Source organism: Polaromonas sp. AET17H-212 (genome assembly GCF_002379085.1).
In the GTDB taxonomy this organism is placed as follows: Bacteria; Pseudomonadota; Gammaproteobacteria; order Burkholderiales; family Burkholderiaceae_C; genus Polaromonas.
On sequence record NZ_NBZW01000024.1, the window covers coordinates 26,161 to 41,379 of the forward strand.

16 protein-coding genes are annotated in these 15,219 nt (G+C 66.1%); 6 read left to right on the forward strand and 10 right to left on the reverse strand.

Annotated features, from left to right (window positions below; genetic code table 11):
• The first annotated feature begins 9 nt into the window (after positions 1-9).
• Positions 10-876, forward strand: coding sequence for an alpha/beta fold hydrolase (locus tag B7G53_RS16990; RefSeq protein WP_096669854.1), 867 nt, complete (start codon positions 10-12; stop codon positions 874-876).
• Positions 877-976: 100 nt separating this feature from the next.
• Here B7G53_RS16990 and B7G53_RS16995 read toward each other — a convergent pair whose 3' ends face one another.
• The 4 genes from B7G53_RS16995 to B7G53_RS17010 form a co-directional block, all read right to left on the reverse strand.
• Positions 977-1,429, reverse strand: a complete 453-nt coding sequence (locus tag B7G53_RS16995; RefSeq protein ID WP_255250057.1) for a GNAT family N-acetyltransferase — start codon at positions 1,427-1,429, stop codon at positions 977-979.
• Positions 1,430-1,440: 11 nt separating this feature from the next.
• Positions 1,441-3,171 (reverse strand): ABC transporter ATP-binding protein/permease, encoded by a 1,731-nt coding sequence (locus tag B7G53_RS17000; RefSeq protein ID WP_096669856.1) that lies wholly within the window; start codon positions 3,169-3,171, stop codon positions 1,441-1,443.
• 63 nt (positions 3,172-3,234) lie between these two features.
• Positions 3,235-3,468, reverse strand: coding sequence for a hypothetical protein (locus B7G53_RS17005; RefSeq protein ID WP_441338992.1), 234 nt, complete (start codon positions 3,466-3,468; stop codon positions 3,235-3,237).
• A 47-nt stretch (positions 3,469-3,515) separates the two neighbouring features.
• Positions 3,516-4,205: a ProQ/FINO family protein gene (locus B7G53_RS17010; RefSeq protein ID WP_096669930.1), complete on the reverse strand. Its 690-nt coding sequence runs from the start codon at positions 4,203-4,205 to the stop codon at positions 3,516-3,518.
• A gap of 231 nt (positions 4,206-4,436) precedes the next feature.
• Here B7G53_RS17010 and B7G53_RS17015 point away from each other — a divergent pair, with 231 nt between their 5' ends.
• The gene (locus B7G53_RS17015) at positions 4,437-5,219 is read left to right on the forward strand and encodes a DUF4189 domain-containing protein (RefSeq protein ID WP_096669860.1); all 783 of its coding nucleotides are present in this window, start codon (positions 4,437-4,439) and stop codon (positions 5,217-5,219) included.
• 24 nt (positions 5,220-5,243) lie between these two features.
• On the opposite strand, the gene hemH is transcribed toward B7G53_RS17015, so the two are convergent.
• A complete protein-coding gene (gene hemH, locus B7G53_RS17020; protein ID WP_096669862.1) occupies positions 5,244-6,347 on the reverse strand; it encodes a ferrochelatase in 1,104 nt (367 codons plus the stop codon).
• A gap of 19 nt (positions 6,348-6,366) precedes the next feature.
• Between hemH and B7G53_RS17025 the strand changes: the two genes are divergently transcribed.
• Both B7G53_RS17025 and B7G53_RS17030 read left to right on the forward strand, forming a co-directional pair.
• Positions 6,367-7,077: an HAD family hydrolase gene (locus B7G53_RS17025; protein ID WP_096669864.1), complete on the forward strand. Its 711-nt coding sequence runs from the start codon at positions 6,367-6,369 to the stop codon at positions 7,075-7,077.
• The gene (locus B7G53_RS17030; RefSeq protein WP_096669866.1) at positions 7,074-7,712 is read left to right on the forward strand and encodes a glutathione S-transferase family protein; all 639 of its coding nucleotides are present in this window, start codon (positions 7,074-7,076) and stop codon (positions 7,710-7,712) included. Before B7G53_RS17025 ends, B7G53_RS17030 begins: the two co-directional genes overlap by 4 nt.
• A 132-nt stretch (positions 7,713-7,844) precedes the next feature.
• Here B7G53_RS17030 and B7G53_RS17035 read toward each other — a convergent pair whose 3' ends face one another.
• From B7G53_RS17035 to B7G53_RS17050, 4 genes are all read right to left on the reverse strand, one after another.
• Complete coding sequence (locus B7G53_RS17035) at positions 7,845-8,384, reverse strand: hypothetical protein (RefSeq protein ID WP_096669868.1); 540 nt, start codon at positions 8,382-8,384, stop codon at positions 7,845-7,847.
• The gene (locus B7G53_RS17040; protein WP_096669870.1) at positions 8,384-9,064 is read right to left on the reverse strand and encodes a C39 family peptidase; all 681 of its coding nucleotides are present in this window, start codon (positions 9,062-9,064) and stop codon (positions 8,384-8,386) included. The genes B7G53_RS17035 and B7G53_RS17040 overlap by 1 nt, the downstream gene beginning before the upstream one ends.
• 11 nt (positions 9,065-9,075) lie before the next feature.
• Entirely contained in the window at positions 9,076-9,375 is a 300-nt protein-coding gene (locus B7G53_RS17045; protein ID WP_255250058.1) for a hypothetical protein, read from the reverse strand.
• A gap of 171 nt (positions 9,376-9,546) precedes the next feature.
• Positions 9,547-10,605 (reverse strand): hypothetical protein, encoded by a 1,059-nt coding sequence (locus tag B7G53_RS17050; protein WP_096669874.1) that lies wholly within the window; start codon positions 10,603-10,605, stop codon positions 9,547-9,549.
• Between the two features lie 607 nt (positions 10,606-11,212).
• On the opposite strand from B7G53_RS17050, the gene B7G53_RS17055 reads away from it, so the two are divergent.
• Positions 11,213-12,547, forward strand: coding sequence for an acetate kinase (locus B7G53_RS17055; protein WP_096669932.1), 1,335 nt, complete (start codon positions 11,213-11,215; stop codon positions 12,545-12,547).
• Positions 12,548-12,558: 11 nt separating this feature from the next.
• On the forward strand, positions 12,559-13,965 hold the full coding sequence (locus B7G53_RS17060; protein WP_096669876.1) for a sigma-54 interaction domain-containing protein: 1,407 nt from the start codon (positions 12,559-12,561) through the stop codon (positions 13,963-13,965).
• On the opposite strand, the gene hpnE is transcribed toward B7G53_RS17060, so the two are convergent.
• Positions 13,912-15,189, reverse strand: coding sequence for a hydroxysqualene dehydroxylase HpnE (gene hpnE / locus B7G53_RS17065; RefSeq protein ID WP_096669878.1), 1,278 nt, complete (start codon positions 15,187-15,189; stop codon positions 13,912-13,914). The two genes, B7G53_RS17060 and hpnE, sit on opposite strands and share 54 nt — an antisense overlap.
• Positions 15,190-15,219: the final 30 nt, after the last annotated feature.

Sequence of the window (15,219 nt, forward strand, 5' to 3'; positions counted from 1 at the left end):
GTCCGCTTCATGCAATTCACGTCAGAGTATTTGACCTGCGCCGGGCGCGAGATCCACTACACCGAATGGGGCCACCAGCACAGTGCCACCGTCATCGCCTGGCACGGGCTGGCCCGCACCGGGCGCGACATGGACGAGCTGGCGGCGCACCTGAGTGACCGCTACCGCGTGATCTGTCCCGACACCATCGGACGCGGCCTGAGCCAGTGGAGCCCGGACCCGAAAGGTGAATACCAGTTGGCGTTTTACGCGCGCATTGCGGCAGACCTGTTTGAGCAGTTGCACATCGCCAGGGCGCACTGGGTCGGCACCTCCATGGGCGGCGCCATCGGCACGGTCTGCGCGTCCGGCCTGTTCGAGCCCGCCATGAAGGGCCGCATCCAGAGCCTGGTGCTCAACGACACCGCGCCGCAGATTGCCGGCCCGGCCGTCGAGCGGATCAAGTCCTACGCCGGCAACCCGCCGGCCTTTGACACCATGCTGGCACTCGAAGCCTTTTTCCGACAGGTCTACAAACCTTACGGCTGGCTCAGCGACGTCCAGTGGCGCCGCATGACGGAGACCTCTGCACGCCGCCTGCCCGACGGCCGCCTGACACCGCACTACGACCCGGCCATGGTGCAACAGTTCACCCACCACCCGGGCGACTACCTGATCTGGGAGCATTACGACGCGCTCGAGATTCCGGTGTTGTGCCTGCGCGGCGCAGAGTCCGACCTCGTGCTGCGCGACACCACCGCCGAGATGCTGACGCGGGGACCGGGTGCGGCCGGCTTGACGCAGGTGATGGAGATTGAGGGCTGCGGCCATGCGCCGGCGCTCAACGTGCCCGACCAGCTGGAGCGGGTGGCGGCATTCATCGATGCGGTTGCCTGAACCTGAATTGCTATTGATTCAATAGCTGATGGCGCCCGTGGATAGAGGGATGGAGGCCGATTTTATGGGCATGATTCCGGCGCCAACGGGCTGGCACGGATCATGTGTCATCGAGATACCCGCGCTCCATGGCCAAGGCCTGGTTTTCAAAAATCGCCATGGCCGTGCGCATGCGCCTGAAACCCAGTTTCCGGTAGAAGCCTTCCTTGCCGGGAACCGCGTAGAGAATGATTTTCCGGTGGCCACGGGAAAGGTGCACGAGTTTGGCGACGATCTGCTGGCCCAGGCCTGTTCCCTGGTGGCTGGGCATTACCGCAATGTCGCAGATGTAGGCGCAGTCCACGCCATCGGCCAGCGCCCGGCCAACTCCGACCAGTTTGCCGTCGTCGTGAACGAAGCAGCGGAACATGCTGTTCGTGAAGACAGTTTTCAGATCGGCCGGTTTCTTGTTTCCCAGCGGCGCCGCGAGGTAGAGCGCGGAGAGTTCGTTCCAGTCGACGTTGTCAATGAGGTGGGTCCAGACCAGCGGCACATTGTTCTCCTGATCAATCAAGGGCCAACATCTTATTGGGCCCAGTGGTAGGTGGCCGCCGCCTGCAGCGTCCAGCTGCCGTCACCGGGCAACTCCAGCACTTGGTGGTGGTGCTTCAGCAGTGCCTGGTGGTGGCTGACGCTGATGGGGGTGATCGACAGGCCAGCGAGCTGGCGGTACAGGCGCTCCTCGTTGCTTGCGTCCAGCGCGCTGGTGGCCTCGTCGAGCAGCAGGTAACGCGGTTTGGCGAGCAGGGCGCGGGCGAAGGCCAGCCGCTGTTGCTCGCCGACGGACAGCAGCTTGGCCCAGTCCAGCTCGACGCCCAGGCCGCCGAAGCGTTCCGCCAGCGTCGGCAGGTTCACCTGGTCCAGCCATGACAGCAGCTCTTCGTCCGAGACTTCGCGATCGGTCTGGGGGTAGGTCAGCTGGCAGCGCAGGTCGCCCAAGGGCAGGTAGGGCTGCTGGGGCAGGAACAACATGTCCGGCCCGGCCGGGCGCACCACTTCGCCCGAGCCGGTGTTCCACAAACCGGCCATGACCCGCAGCAGGGAGCTTTTGCCAGCACCGCTGGCACCGACGATCAGCAGCCCTTCGCCCGGGGGAACAGCCAGCGTGAGCCCCTGCACCAGCAGGTGCTCCCGGTTGGGCGTGAGCGCCGTCAGGCGATCCAGTGCAAGCTTGAAGCCAGGTGTGGTGCGGATCTGCGGCGGGGCGTCGTTGCCAGGCCCCGCGGACTGGTCTGTCTGGGCATCCAGCGCCTGCGAGAAGGCATGCAGCCGGTCCACCCCGGCGGAGAAGCGGCTCAGGCCCTCGAAGTGTTCGACGATCACCGTCAGCGCGCTCAGGATGGCGGCGAAGGCGCCGGCGGCCTGAATCGCCCGACCGACCTCCAGTTTCCCGGCGAGCACATCGCCTGCAATGATCACGGTGGGCAGCACCACCGTCAGGAAGCTGTGGGCGAACTGGAAGAGGTTGAGCTTGAACTGCCAGCGCAGCACCTGCTGGAAGTTGGCGTAGGCTGCCTGGAAGATGCGTTGCAGCGCCGACATCTCGCGCGCTTCTCCGTCGTAGAAGGCGATCGGCTCCGCATGTTCGCGCACCCGCACCAGGCTGAAACGGAAGTCTGCCTCGCGCTGCAGCTGGCGGAAATTCAGGCCGATCAGCCGCTTGCCGAAGACCGAGCCGGTGAACCAGGTGCTGAACACGGCATAAGCGACAAGGAAGTAGACCAGTCCCTGGGAAATGGACCACAACACGCCGGAAAAGGCGATCAGCTGGATGAAGGAGCCCAGCACGATCATCGAGAAGTAGAGCGACTGCTGGGTGAAGGTGTTGATGTCCTCGGCAATGCGTTGGTCGGGGTTGTCGATGCCGGCGACGGCATTGAGCCGGTAGTAGGCGCGCTGATGAAAATAACGTGCCAGGAAGTGGTGTGTCAGCCAGCGGCGCCAGCGCAGGCCCAAAGTGTCGCGCACGAAGTAATACAGGCCGTAGAGCGGAACCGCCGCGATGAGGATGGCCGTGTAGCGCCAGATCGAGGCCCAGAAGCGTTCGGTGTCGCCCGCGGCCAGGGCCGAGGTGAACTCGCCGGTCTCGTGGTTGAACAGCACGCTGGCGGCCGTCTGAGCCAGCAGCAGCAAAATCAGCAGGGCCAGCAGACCGCGGGAACGCCAGCGTTCATCCGAGAGCCAGTAGGGCCGGGCGATCGCCACGAAACGTCGCCACAGACGGGCGTTGAAGCCGGGTGCTGCGGCTGTGCTCATGGGTGTTGCAGGGCCTGCTGGCTGAGGTTGGATGGGCCGTCCATCCCCCTATTGGACATGAATTCAGGGCGGTGTCAGCACGGCCGTGATCACGGCCTCGTCGGGCGCCGCAAAGGTGGCGTTGTGCCGTTCGGTCAGCGGACCGCCGCCCGGGATGACTTCACCCCCGGCGCCGTAACCGATCGCCTTGAATTTCCATTGCCCCCCAATCAGCTTGAGGTTGCCCACGTGGCGGCCAGTACCGGCGAGTACGCGGTACACGCCGTCATTGACCTGGCAGAGCGTCAAGGCTTCCACGGTCATTCACCTTCGCTTGTCCGGACAAGCCAAGGGCCCAGCCATGGTCAGGCCTTGATGGCCGCGAAGAGTTCGCGTTTGTCGAGGCCGTACATGTCGGCAAATTCCTCAGCGGTCTTGCCACTGCTTTCAAACGTGCGGCGCAATGCTTCGCGTTTGGCCAGCTTCTGGTCGCGCTCGGCAAAGGCCTCCTCGAGCAGGGCGGTGGCTTCCAGGTCATTGGTCTGGACCCGGGCCTGGTAGTCCTGGCGGGTCAGGCCGCTGGCCTCGAACGCGGCCATCAACTGCGCACGGAATTTGGGCCGCAGGTCCTCGCGGGCGCGGGCCTGGCGGCGGCGGAACAGTTCCAGCAGAGACAGGTAGACATGCTCGGGCGCCACGTCGTCACCCGCATTGCCCTGCAGGTCGTGGCGCTTGTTGCCGGCGGTCACGCATTGCAGGTAACGCGTGGAGCGTGTGTGGATGCCCAGCGCCGCCTTGAGGCTGTCGCGCTGGAAGTGTTCGGGGTGCGCAGCCAGCAGTTCCTGAAAAATACCGAGCTTGAGTGGCAGGAAATTGCCGCCGAAGAGATGCGGGTAAAGCTCGAACAGCTTTTCGAGCACGGGTTGCACGGAACGCGAACGGCCCGCTGCGGCGGTGGGCTCGCCGGCCGGCGCGCTGGAGGGCTGCACGGCCGGCGTGATCTCGTCCGCCAGGACGGTTTCAATGGGGGCTGCGCTTGTTTCTGAAGGGGTCATGGTCATGGGGGTCATCTTGGGGTCAACCCGTGATTGTCAACCAAACGGCCCGGCCGCTGTGTAAACCCCATGTTCATGGGGGCTGAATCGCCATCGGTGGCCGGTTTCTGGCTGCTTCGGGCGTCCATAATTTGACTGTCATGCGGGAAGGGATCTCCCCGTGCCACGCCTGCCGCGCACCCCGGTTTTTTTTGCGCGGTGTGTTCAAACTATTTCTGACAGGAAACCACCATGATTTCTGGAATTAAGGCTATCTCAGCCAGACTCGCGTTTGCCTTGCTGCTTTCGTTTGTCGGAGGCCAGGCCATGGCCGCGGGCGCGCTGGCCATTGACAGCCTGCAGGGTGAAAAATACGGGTTCTCCTACAACCACCCGACGACCAACCAGGCCGAGCATCGTGCGATGCGGGAGTGTGGTTCAAACTGTGCCGTGGTGCTGCGTTTCCGTGCCGAATGCGGCGCCTATGCCGCAGACCAGGCCAAGGGCTCCAATGCCTACGGTTGGGGCACAGGTGCGACGAGCTCCGCCGTCCAGCAGCGCGCATTGTCGGAATGCCGGGCCAAGGGCGGCTCAAGCTGCAAGGTCCGTGCATGGGGCTGTGACGCCACGAAGGCTTCGGCCGACGAGGACGACGAGTCCAAAGACAACAACGCGGCCAGCACGGAATTCCAGATGCAGGGTAACTGGCAGGTGGACTATGCCGGCTCAGCCGGATTCCCCTACAACGGGACCTTGCGGGTCAACGAGAAATCCGGCAACGGCGTCTATCGCGGTGTGATGGTTCTGGCCTACACCAACAACCAGGGCCAGGCCAAGAAGATTCAGCAGAACATGCTGATCACGGTTCGCGGAAACACCGTCACGATCAAGGGCAGCAATCCTGTCTACCTGCAGGGCTCGGGCAACTACGATCCCGACAACTACACCATGACCATCAGCAGTGCCAGTGTCCTGCGCGGCCAGAACAACGATGCCGGGGGCGCTGGCGGTTCTGTGGTGATCAGCAGGCGGTAAACCCCGCCGGGGGGCCGGACAGTTTTACTGTCGCGCTCCCCGGGCCAGCGCTGCAGCCCGTGACGCGGCCAGCGCCTGCATATCGGGCACACCCTGGGTCGGCCAGCCGGACAGGTGTTGCTGCGCAATGTCGCTCAGGGCCGCCAGCCACGCGGGGCTGTCGTTGAGGCAGGCGATGTAGTTGAAGCTCTTCCCGCCTGCATGCTCAAAAGCCTCTTTGGCTTCCTGCGCAATTTCCTCGAGGGTCTCGAGGCAGTCGCCGGTGAAGCCGGGGCACATCACATCGACACTTTTGACACCGGCCCGGGCCAACGCCACCAGCGTGGGCTCGGTGTAGGGCTCCAGCCACTTGGCCTTGCCGAAGCGCGACTGGAAGGTGACGCGGTATTGCTCTTTGGCCAGGCCGAGTTGTTCGGCCAGCAGGCGAGCGGTCTTATGGCACTCGCAGTGGTAAGGGTCGCCCAGATACAGCGTGCGCTCGGGCACACCATGAAAACTCATGACGAGCTTTTCCGCGCGGCCATGGGTTGCCCAGTGCGCACGCACGCGCGCTGCCAGCGCCGCGATGTAGCCCGGATGGTCGTGGTAGTGGTTGACGAACCGCAGCTCGGGAATGCAGCGTGTTTTGGCGGCCCAGCTGTAGACCGCGTCGAACACGCTGGCGGTGCTGGTGCCGCTGTACTGCGGGTAGGCGGGCAGCACCAGGATGCGTGTCACGCCTTCGGCCTTGAGCGAGTTCAGCTGCGCGGCCACGGAGGGCTGGCCGTAGCGCATGGCGTAGCGCACTTCCACATGGTGCCCGCGTTCGCCCAGGTAGCCACGCAGCAGCTTCGCCTGTTTGGCCGTCCACACCTTCAGCGGTGAACCTTCCGCGGTCCAGATGCTGGCGTATTTGGCCGCCGACTTTTTCGGCCGCACGCGCAGGATGATGCCGTGCAGGATGAACCACCACAAGGCCTTGGGGATTTCGATCACGCGGTGGTCACTGAGAAACTGCGCGAGGTAGGGGCGCAGCGCCGCGGCGGTGGGCGCATCGGGGGTTCCGAGGTTGCAGTACAGCACGGCGGTGCCGCTGGCTGCGCTGGGCGGTTTCCCATGCTCAAAGGGGGGTTCTGGGGAAAAAGACATGGGTTATTCTCTCCTACCTATGCTTGACCTGAAAATTATTAAAGCCATAACCCTTGACCTTGACGACACCCTTTGGCCGGTCTGGCCGGCGATAGAAAAAGCCGAAGTCGCCCTCGACGAATGGCTGGGCCGCCACGCGCCCATGACCGCGGCGATGTTTGCCAACCCCACGGCGCGCCACGATATCCGCGCGCAGATTGTCCGTACCCGACCCGAGCTCAGGCACGACCTCAGTGCCATCCGGCGCGAGGCGATCCGGCTGGCCCTGTACCGCTCCCGGGAGAACCCCTTGCTGGCGGAGGAGGCCTTTGAAGTTTTTTTTGCCGCGCGCCATGAGGTGACGCTGTTCGATGACGCGATGCTGGCGCTGGAGTTTCTTTCCGCGCGTTACCCGGTGGTTGCGCTGTCCAACGGCAATGCCGATATCGCCCGCATCGGGCTCGCGCCGTACTTTCGCGCCGCCATCAGCGCGCAGGCGTTCGGCGTGGGCAAGCCGGACCCGCGTATTTTCCATGCCGCGGCCGGCGCCGTGGATGTGCAGCCCCACAACGTGCTGCATGTGGGCGACGACGCTGCGCTGGATGTGCTGGGGGCGCTGAACGCGGGCATGCAGACAGCCTGGGTGAACCGGGCCGACCACCTGTGGACGCACGACGCCGTGCCGCATGAAACCGTGACCAGCCTGACCGAGCTGTGCGACCTGTTCCGCCTGGCGGACCCGCAGCCATGACACTGAAGATCTACGGCATCGCGGCCTCGCGCGCATCACGGCCCCTGTGGGTGGCGCATGAACTGGGCCTGGCCTATGAACACGTTCCCCAGCCTTACCAGGGCGGCGCAACGCGCACACCGGAGTTTCTGGCGCTCAATCCCAACGGGCATATCCCCGTGGTGGACGACAACGGCGTGCTGGTCTGGGAGTCCATGGCCTGCGCGCTGTACCTGGCCGGGCGGTTTCAGGGTGCGGGCGCTGAATCGCTCGCTGCGGTGAACCACGCCGAACAGGCCGAGATCCTGCGCTGGAGCTTCTGGGCCGTGACGGAGTGCGAGACAGACGCGCTGACCTTTCTGATGCATCGCGTGGCGATGCCGCCAGAAAGGCGCAAGCCTGAACTGGCGGTGCAGGCCGCGCACCGGCTGCTGCCGGCGCTGCGCGTGCTGGAGCAACATCTGCAGGACCGCGACCATATCGCCGGCGAGCGTTTTACCGTGGCCGACATCTGCGTGGCGTCGGTGCTGGCCTGGGTCCAGCGCGCCGAAGCCATGCCGCAGTACCCGCGGCTGGCCGGCTGGCTGGAGCGTTGCCTGGCGCGGCCGGCACAGATCCAGGTGCGCGCGCTGGCGCGGCGAAGCACCCCGTCCTGAGGCGAATTTTCCCAAGCGAAAAAGGCCGCCGGTCCTTATAGATTAAGCGCAGAACGCTATCTATTTGGTAGCAAAGCCAGCGCATATCCGGCCCGGCCGGGGCAGCGAGTGGCCAGGGGCTGGACGCAGGGCTCAGCGCGCGCCGATGGCTCGGCTCAGGGCCTCGTCCACGGTGGTCTGCGTGTTCAGGTTCTTGATCAGGCCCAGGGCGTTGCTGCTCGCGTTGATCACGGTCTGCTGGAGGATCTGCTGGTTGTTCAGCGTGTTCTGGATGACGGTGGCGAAGGCCGCTTCCGATGCCTCCGGCGCGATGCTGTTGCCCGGACCGACTTGCACCACCAGGCTGGTTGCCGCCAGCTGGCGGCTGAGTTGTTCTGCCTGCACCGGTGTCAACTCGGAGAGCTGGCCGAAGTTGAGGCTCATCTGGGTGACCAGTTCGCCGTTGACGTAGAGCGCGCGTGTGATGCCGAAACTCACCCGCAGCCCGTCCGCCAAGGCGAAACCGCCGCGCAGGCTGTCCAGCGTCCGGTCGCTCACGGCCAGCCACATCGCTTCTGCCGCCGAATGCGGGTGCGGGGTCTGGGCCTGGGCCGTGCCAAGCACACCGGCCAGTAGCGCCAGCAGGCACAGCCCGCGGCTGCTCAAGATGGAAGGGTTGCGGCTGGCGCGCATCAGAAATCTCCCGGTCCCAGCTTGGGCAGGGCGGTGCCGGCCAGGCCGTCCCGGTGGACGCCGTTGCCCAGGGGCGCCCGCGGCGCCACGCGCCAGTCGGACGCCAGGTTGAAGCGCGCCGACTCCATGCGGTTGTGCACCACAAACAGCAGGCGGGTGGTCCACAGCGCATCGAAGGTCTGCCGCGGCAGTGCCCGTGTGCCTTGCGACGGGTCGCCAATCAGCACCCGGTCGGCCTGCAGTCCCTTGACCACCACGAAATGGAAGTAGCCGTTTTCGTTGAGCAGCACGATCGCCGGAACGCCTGCCTCGTTGAGTTTTTCGAGTGGCTGCTCGAAGCCGTCAGCCTGGAAGCCTCGGGTGGCCAGGAAGTTTTTCATGTCCAGCAGCGAAAACCCTTCGCGCTGGATCTTCTGCTGGTTGCCGCGCGCATACATCTCCTGGAACACCGCTTGCTCGCTGACCGGATGACCGTAGTGATGCGTCAGCAGCGTCGCGATCGCTGCCGATCCGCAACTGAAGTCGTACTGCTGGAGCAGGGTGCTGGCCACACGCGCCTGCCGCAGGCTGGTGACGGGCAGACTGACGTCGCCCGCCCCCAGCGTCGGCAGGTGCACGCGCTGGGCCGGAACCGACCCGGCACCGGACAACAGCGCGAAGCAAAGCAAGAGGGCTCGCATGGTGGCTGCCGTCAGTTCATTTGCAGATTCAGGATCACGGCATTCTGGATCAGCACATTCGCGCCGGAATTCTGGATCACCACCGGTATGCCACTCATGTTGGCAAAGGCGCCGGCGCTGATCGCATTGCTGCCGGTGTTGACCTGCTCGGCCATGTTGCCGGCGGTGCTGCCGGTCAACGTCATGTCATTGTGCACGAGCACCAACTGGCTACCGCCGCGCTGGCTGTCCAGCGTGGCCTGATCAACCGGCTGGTCGAAGCCGGCCCGGCTGGCGCTGCTGGCGGCCACGCTGTCAGGCGGGAGCGGCACAGGCGTTTGCGCAGCACCCGTCGCCGCGAGCGCGGATAGCAGTACCCCACAGGCGGCGCAGGACAATCGCATCGGTTTCATGGTGTCCCTTTCGGACTCGGATGGGCGTGCTCCGACCCCACCGTGCGGCCTGCGCCTGACGCAGACCGCACGGGTGTGGCCGGACTCGCCTTATTGGCCGACGGACAGGTTGGCCTGCACGTTCACGCTTTGCTGAACCAGCGAGGTGAAGCCGCTGTTCTGACTCGCAAGCATGATGCCGGCTGCCGATTGCCCAACACTGGTCATGCTGTTGGCCATGCTGAACGTCCCGGCATTGACGCTGTTGGTACCGCCGGCGCCGCCGCTACCGCCTTGGCCCACGCCGCCGCTGCCACCAGCGGCTGTGTTGGTGCCGCCACTGCCGGCGCCACCGGTGCCGCCCGTGCCGCTGCCACCGGCACCGCCGTTGCCACCGGTGTTGCTGCCGTTGCTGGCGCTGCCGTTGGTGGCGCTGCCGTTGGTGGCCGGCCCGCCGGCCCCACCTGCGCCTGCTCCGCCGGTGCGGGTGCCGCCGCCGCCATTGCTGGCGGATGTGCCGCCGTCTCCGCCTGCGCCGCCGGCGCTGAGGCCGCCCGCGCCGCCAGCGCCGCCGTTGGCACCGCTGGTACCGCCGTTGTTGTTGCCACTTGCGGTGGCGCCCGTGCCGCTGCCGCCATTACCCGCACCGGCGCTGCCGTTGGAGGCGCTGCCGTTGCTGACGGCACCGTTGGTGGCGCTGCCACCGGTCGCGCCCACGGCACCCACGCCGCCGGCACCCGTGCCACCGACACCCGCGCCGGAAGCCTGGCCGCCGTTGCCGGTGCCACCGGTGCCACCGTTGCCGGTGCCGCCGTTGCTCGTGCCGGTGTTGTAGGCACTGTTGCCGATGCCGGAGACGGTGTTGCCCGTCACGACACCATTGAGGTTGCTGCTGGCGGTCGCGGTCATCACGTTGAAGGCATTGGTGAACGTGCCGGTGGAACCGTTGTTGAGCGCGGCGGACCGCGCGGCGCTGGCAAGCGCTTCGCCGGTCGTTGCGGTCGAAAACTCATTGGCTTGCGGCCCGTTGCCGCTTTGCCCTGAAGTCGCCGTCGCGGTTTGATTTCCGGTGCTTGCACTGGTGGTGCCGTCAGTGCCGTTGTTGACCGGATTGGCCCATGCGGACGCGAATGCGAGGGCAAGGGTGGAAGCGAGAAGTGTCTTTTTCATGGATCCTCCGAGAGTTGGGTTGGGTTGAGTTGAGAGAGGCATCGTTGGGGTGAGTCGCGTTGCCGCAAATCGGTCCCGCGACAGCAAATTCAGTGCCAGCGTGTTGCGGGGCTGGTCCGGTCGGCAAGGCGCTCCCTGCGATAGCCGCTGCCCTGCACCGCTTGTTTCAAGGTGTCCAGCAGGTGAGCGCCGGCCGGCACGCGCGTGTTTTTGACGCGAAGTGTCACAGGCAGTTGACGGCACGAGGCGACCGGTGCGAAAGACAAAGGCGCGGCGCCTCGACAACCTCGGCGGACTCCCCTTTTCTGGGGATGTCGCAGGCCTGTGACAGATGCCGCTGCGCGTGACGGGCCGGGTCGGTCGCTTGGACATGCTCCCTGCAAGGCCGTGCCTTGTCTGGCGTGTCGCCAGGTCCTGGAACTCCGGGCTGGCGCAGACCGACTCAAAAGTGTGACAGCTGTCTGGAGCGGGTCCTGCGTCAATTACGGGTCGTTTCAATGTACGGCTTGCCAGCGTCTGCACGATGCGCTTACGCTGTTGTCTTTGTACGAAAAAATCAAAAAGCGGAGCATTGGCACTCATGGCGCGCCAGCAGGGGGTTCCTGTCATGACAACAACAATTCACCACCCCCCGGTGTGGGCGGTGCTGGCCTGTTCCTCCACGGTGTTGTTGGCAACGCTCGCGCAGGCCCAGGGGACGGCCTCGTCCCGGAGCGCAAACAAGCGCATCGAGTCGCTGCAGCAGCAGGTCACCGAGCAGGGACGCCAGATCGAGGTGCTGCGCGAGACCCTGCGCCAGCAGGCCACGGAGCAGGAGGCGCGTTACCGCGAACAGCAGCGCGTCGAGCAGGAACGCCAGGAGGCGCTCAGCACGGCGCGTCCCGAAAGCCGGCCGGCGGACGACAAGAAGGAAACCGCCGCGAGCGACACGCCCGATGCCACCACCCGCTCGGTGCGCGTGGGCGTGGCGCCGAGCGCGGAGCCGCAGCCGCCCGCGGTTGCGCCACTGTTCGATCAGCCCGGCATCCTGACGCCGCGGGGGCGTTATGTGCTGGAACCCTCGCTGCAATACGGCTACTCGTCCAGCAACCGCGTCGCGCTGGTGGGGTACACCATCATTCCGGCCTTGCTGATCGGCCTGATCGATGTGCGCGAGGTCAAGCGCAACACCCTGACTGCGGCAATCACGGGGCGCTGGGGGCTCAGCAACCGGCTGGAAGTGGAAGCCAAACTGCCCTATGTCTACCGCTCCGACAACACCATCAGCCGCGAGCTTTTCACCGGCACCGCATCGGAGAGAGCTTTCAACGCCAACGGCAATGCGATTGGCGATATCGAGCTCGCGGCCCGTTACCAGTTGAACCAGCCACGCGGGAATTCTCCTTACCTGATCGGATCGCTGCGCTTCAAGACCCGCACCGGCAAGGACCCCTTCGAAGTGGTGACCGACTGCGTGACACGCTGCCTGGGCAACACCACCGGCACGGGCCTGCCGCTGGACCTGCCGACGGGCTCGGGTTTTTATTCCCTGCAAACCGGAGTGACCTGGCTTTTTCCTTCGGACCCGGCGGTGTTTTTCGGCGGTGTCAGCTACACGCACAATTTCGCGCGCGACAACGTCAGCCGCCTGGTGCTCAACAACCAGCGGGAGTTCATCGGCTCGGTGCGGCCGGGCGGCGTCGTGGGCGTCAATTTCGGCATGGGTCTGGCGCTCAACGAGCGCTCGTCCTTCAGTGTGGGTGTGGACCTAAACTCCGTCGGGCGGACCCGGCAAAATGGCGCGCCGGTGGCGACGTCGGTGCGCACCCAGCTGGCGTCCTTGTTGCTGGGGTATTCGTACCGCTACAGCAACAAGACCACGCTGAATGTGACGGTGGGTGCGGGCCTGACGCGCGATACCCCGGATTTGACGCTGACCGTCCGGCTGCCGATGTCGTACTAGGGCGGCTGGCCATGCTGATCCGAAACCTCCTGTGCGTGACCCTCAATGACGGTGCGGGCGGGGTAGCGGAGCACCTGCTCGCGCAGGGCTGGCGCGTGGCGCAGGCGACCAATCTGGCGGCTGCGGGGCGGATGCAGGCCCATCAGCGCTTCCCGGTCAGTTTGCTGATCATCGGCACACCGCTGGCTGGATCGGAGCACGCGCTGGAGGCCTGCGTCAAGGCTTCCAACGGATCGGAGTGGGTGGCCGTGTGCGACCGTGAGGCGCTGGAGTCGCCGGGCTTTCGCGATCTGCTGCTCAACTGTTTTTTTGACCACCAGACCCTGCCGCTCGTCTGGCACGACCTCGAGCTGGTCCTGGAGCACGCCGCCCAGCGCGCCATGCTTCGCAGCCGGCAGCATCCCCACGTGCATGCGGCAGACAGCCTGGGCCTGGTGGGCCAGGGGCCCGTCATCACCCGTCTGCGCGAGCAGATCCGCAAGGTGGCGGCGACGGAGGCGCCGGTGCTGCTCGGCGGAGAAAGCGGTAGCGGCAAAGAGCTGGCCGCGCGCGCGGTCCACCGCTGTTCACATCGCGCGGCGGGGCCGTTTGTGGCGGTCAACTGCGGAGCCATCGCTCCTTCGCTGATTTATTCCGAACTGTTTGGCCACGAACGGGGAGCCTTCACGGGCGCCTCGTCCCAGCGGCACGGGCTGATCGAGGCGGCCAACGGGGGCACGATTTTCCTCGATGAAATCGGCGACCTGCCGCTGGAGCTGCAGACCAGCCTGCTGCGCTTCCTGCAGGAGAAGACGATCACCCGTGTGGGCGCAGTGCGCAGCCTGCCGGTGGACGCACGCGTGGTGGCGGCCTCTCACCAGGACCTTGCTGAATGCGTGGCCATGGGCCGGTTCCGCGAAGATCTGTTTTACCGGCTGAATGTGCTGCCGATCGAGGTGCCGCCGTTGCGGCGCCACATGGAGGATGTGCCGATGCTGGCTGAGTATTTTTTCCAGTGCTGCGCGGTCAATGGCACGACCCGGGTGCGGGGCTTCAACCAGCAGGCAATGGCAGCGATGATGGCCCACACGTGGCCCGGCAACGTGCGAGAGTTGTACAACCGCGTGCAGCGCGCGGTGGTCATGACCGATCAGCGGCTGATAGGGCCTGCCGATCTGGGCCTGGCGCCGGCCGCCAGGCCCGCGGGGATCGGGCTCGATGCCGCCCGCACCCTGGCCGAACGCGATGCGATCTTCCTGACCCTGACGCGTGTTGGGCACAATGTCACGCGCGCGGCGCGCGAGCTCGGTGTTTCTCGCATGACCTTGTACCGTCTGATGGACAAACACAGCATGAGCCTCCCCAGCGGGCAGGGCGCCGGGCCTTCAGGTCTGCCCATGAGCAGCGGCAGCCAGGCCGCTGCGCACGGCACCTTCTAGCGTGGCCGGGTAGGGCCCGGCGATGTAGTCGCCACACGCCAGCAGCCCCGGCAGCAGCTGGGCGGCAGGCCGCTGCAGGCCGGGCAGGCAGGCAAAGGTGGCGCGTTTTTCCACAATCGTCTGCACGGCACGGAGCTGTGTCAGCCCGAGCTGCTGCGCGCCCTGCTGCAGCACCTGGCGGCTTAACGCGGCGTTATCGCCGTTGCTGGCACTGACGACAAAAGCCAGCAGGCCGGCCGGGCCGCCGAGCTGGCCCCGGTCAAACACGAATTGCGCGGGCGCCTCCCCGCCGGATGCGCTGGCGCGCAGTGCCAGCATGGGCTGGGCCAGGCGGGCCGTGGGCGAAAAAGCATAAACCGTGGTGATGGCTTCAAACTGCAGGGCGCGAGCCTGTGCCAGCCATGGCACGCAGGGCAGGCCGGTGCCTTCTGCCAGACGCGCGGCGTCAAGCGGCGGGCAGGCCAGGATCACCCGGTCAAAGTTTTCACCATCGACCTGCCAGCGCTCGCCCGCGGGAGCGAGCGCCAGCACGCGTGCGCCCAGGCGCAGCGTGGCGCCGCGTTGCGCCAGCCAGGCCAGCGCAGCGTCGGGCAGCAGCGCGCTCAAGTCGGTGCGCGGCAGCAGCAGGTTGGAGCCGCCGGCGTGTGAAAACAGCGAATCGCGCAACACCCGCAAAAACACCTGGCCGCTGGCGCGCTCGGCCGGCGTGTTCAGCGCCGCCACACACAGCGGCTCGATCAGGGTGGCCTTCACCGTCGGGCTCAACGTGCAGCACAGCTGCGCGACAGACAGCGCCGGCGCGCAGCGAAATCCCGAGACCTGCCAGCCGGCGGCGGCGCGCAGCAGCGAGAGTTTGTCGCGCCAGCTCCAGCCGCGTGCACGCACCATGCCGGCCAGCGCATCCAGCGGGGCAGGCAGCCGGGGAAAGGCCAGACCCGTGCCGTCGGGGAACCGCAGCGTCAGCGGCAGGCGCAGCAGCGCCGTGTCGGCAACCATGCCGACGTCGGCCATCAGGCGCAGCGTTTCGCTGTAGGCACCAATCAGGATGTGCTGGCCGTTGTCCAGCGCCAGCGCCGTGCCGTCGGGCCACTGGCTGTCAACGCGCCGCGCGCGCCCGCCGGGAATGCGGGCGGCTTCAAACACCGTGACCTGCTGGCCGAGCCGGGTGGCTTCGACCGCCGCCGCGCAGCCGGCCCAGCCGGCGCCGATGACGGCCACCTTCATGGTGAGAATTTTTCCGACGGGCCGCCCCTG

What these genes read in the sequence shown, in the direction of transcription:
- B7G53_RS17060 (WP_096669876.1), top strand. Translation starts at nt 12,559, where the DNA reads ATGCTGATCCGAAACCTCCTGTGCGTGACCCTCAATGACGGTGCGGGC.
- hemH (WP_096669862.1), bottom strand. Translation starts at nt 6,347, where the DNA reads ATGTCTTTTTCCCCAGAACCCCCCTTTGAGCATGGGAAACCGCCCAGC.
- B7G53_RS17000 (WP_096669856.1), bottom strand. Translation starts at nt 3,171, where the DNA reads ATGAGCACAGCCGCAGCACCCGGCTTCAACGCCCGTCTGTGGCGACGT.
- B7G53_RS17030 (WP_096669866.1), top strand. Translation starts at nt 7,074, where the DNA reads ATGACACTGAAGATCTACGGCATCGCGGCCTCGCGCGCATCACGGCCC.
- B7G53_RS17040 (WP_096669870.1), bottom strand. Translation starts at nt 9,064, where the DNA reads ATGCGAGCCCTCTTGCTTTGCTTCGCGCTGTTGTCCGGTGCCGGGTCG.
- B7G53_RS17055 (WP_096669932.1), top strand. Translation starts at nt 11,213, where the DNA reads ATGACAACAACAATTCACCACCCCCCGGTGTGGGCGGTGCTGGCCTGT.
- B7G53_RS17015 (WP_096669860.1), top strand. Translation starts at nt 4,437, where the DNA reads ATGATTTCTGGAATTAAGGCTATCTCAGCCAGACTCGCGTTTGCCTTG.
- B7G53_RS16990 (WP_096669854.1), top strand. Translation starts at nt 10, where the DNA reads ATGCAATTCACGTCAGAGTATTTGACCTGCGCCGGGCGCGAGATCCAC.
- B7G53_RS17025 (WP_096669864.1), top strand. Translation starts at nt 6,367, where the DNA reads ATGCTTGACCTGAAAATTATTAAAGCCATAACCCTTGACCTTGACGAC.
- B7G53_RS17035 (WP_096669868.1), bottom strand. Translation starts at nt 8,384, where the DNA reads ATGCGCGCCAGCCGCAACCCTTCCATCTTGAGCAGCCGCGGGCTGTGC.
- B7G53_RS17010 (WP_096669930.1), bottom strand. Translation starts at nt 4,205, where the DNA reads ATGACCCCTTCAGAAACAAGCGCAGCCCCCATTGAAACCGTCCTGGCG.
- hpnE (WP_096669878.1), bottom strand. Translation starts at nt 15,189, where the DNA reads ATGAAGGTGGCCGTCATCGGCGCCGGCTGGGCCGGCTGCGCGGCGGCG.
- B7G53_RS17050 (WP_096669874.1), bottom strand. Translation starts at nt 10,605, where the DNA reads ATGAAAAAGACACTTCTCGCTTCCACCCTTGCCCTCGCATTCGCGTCC.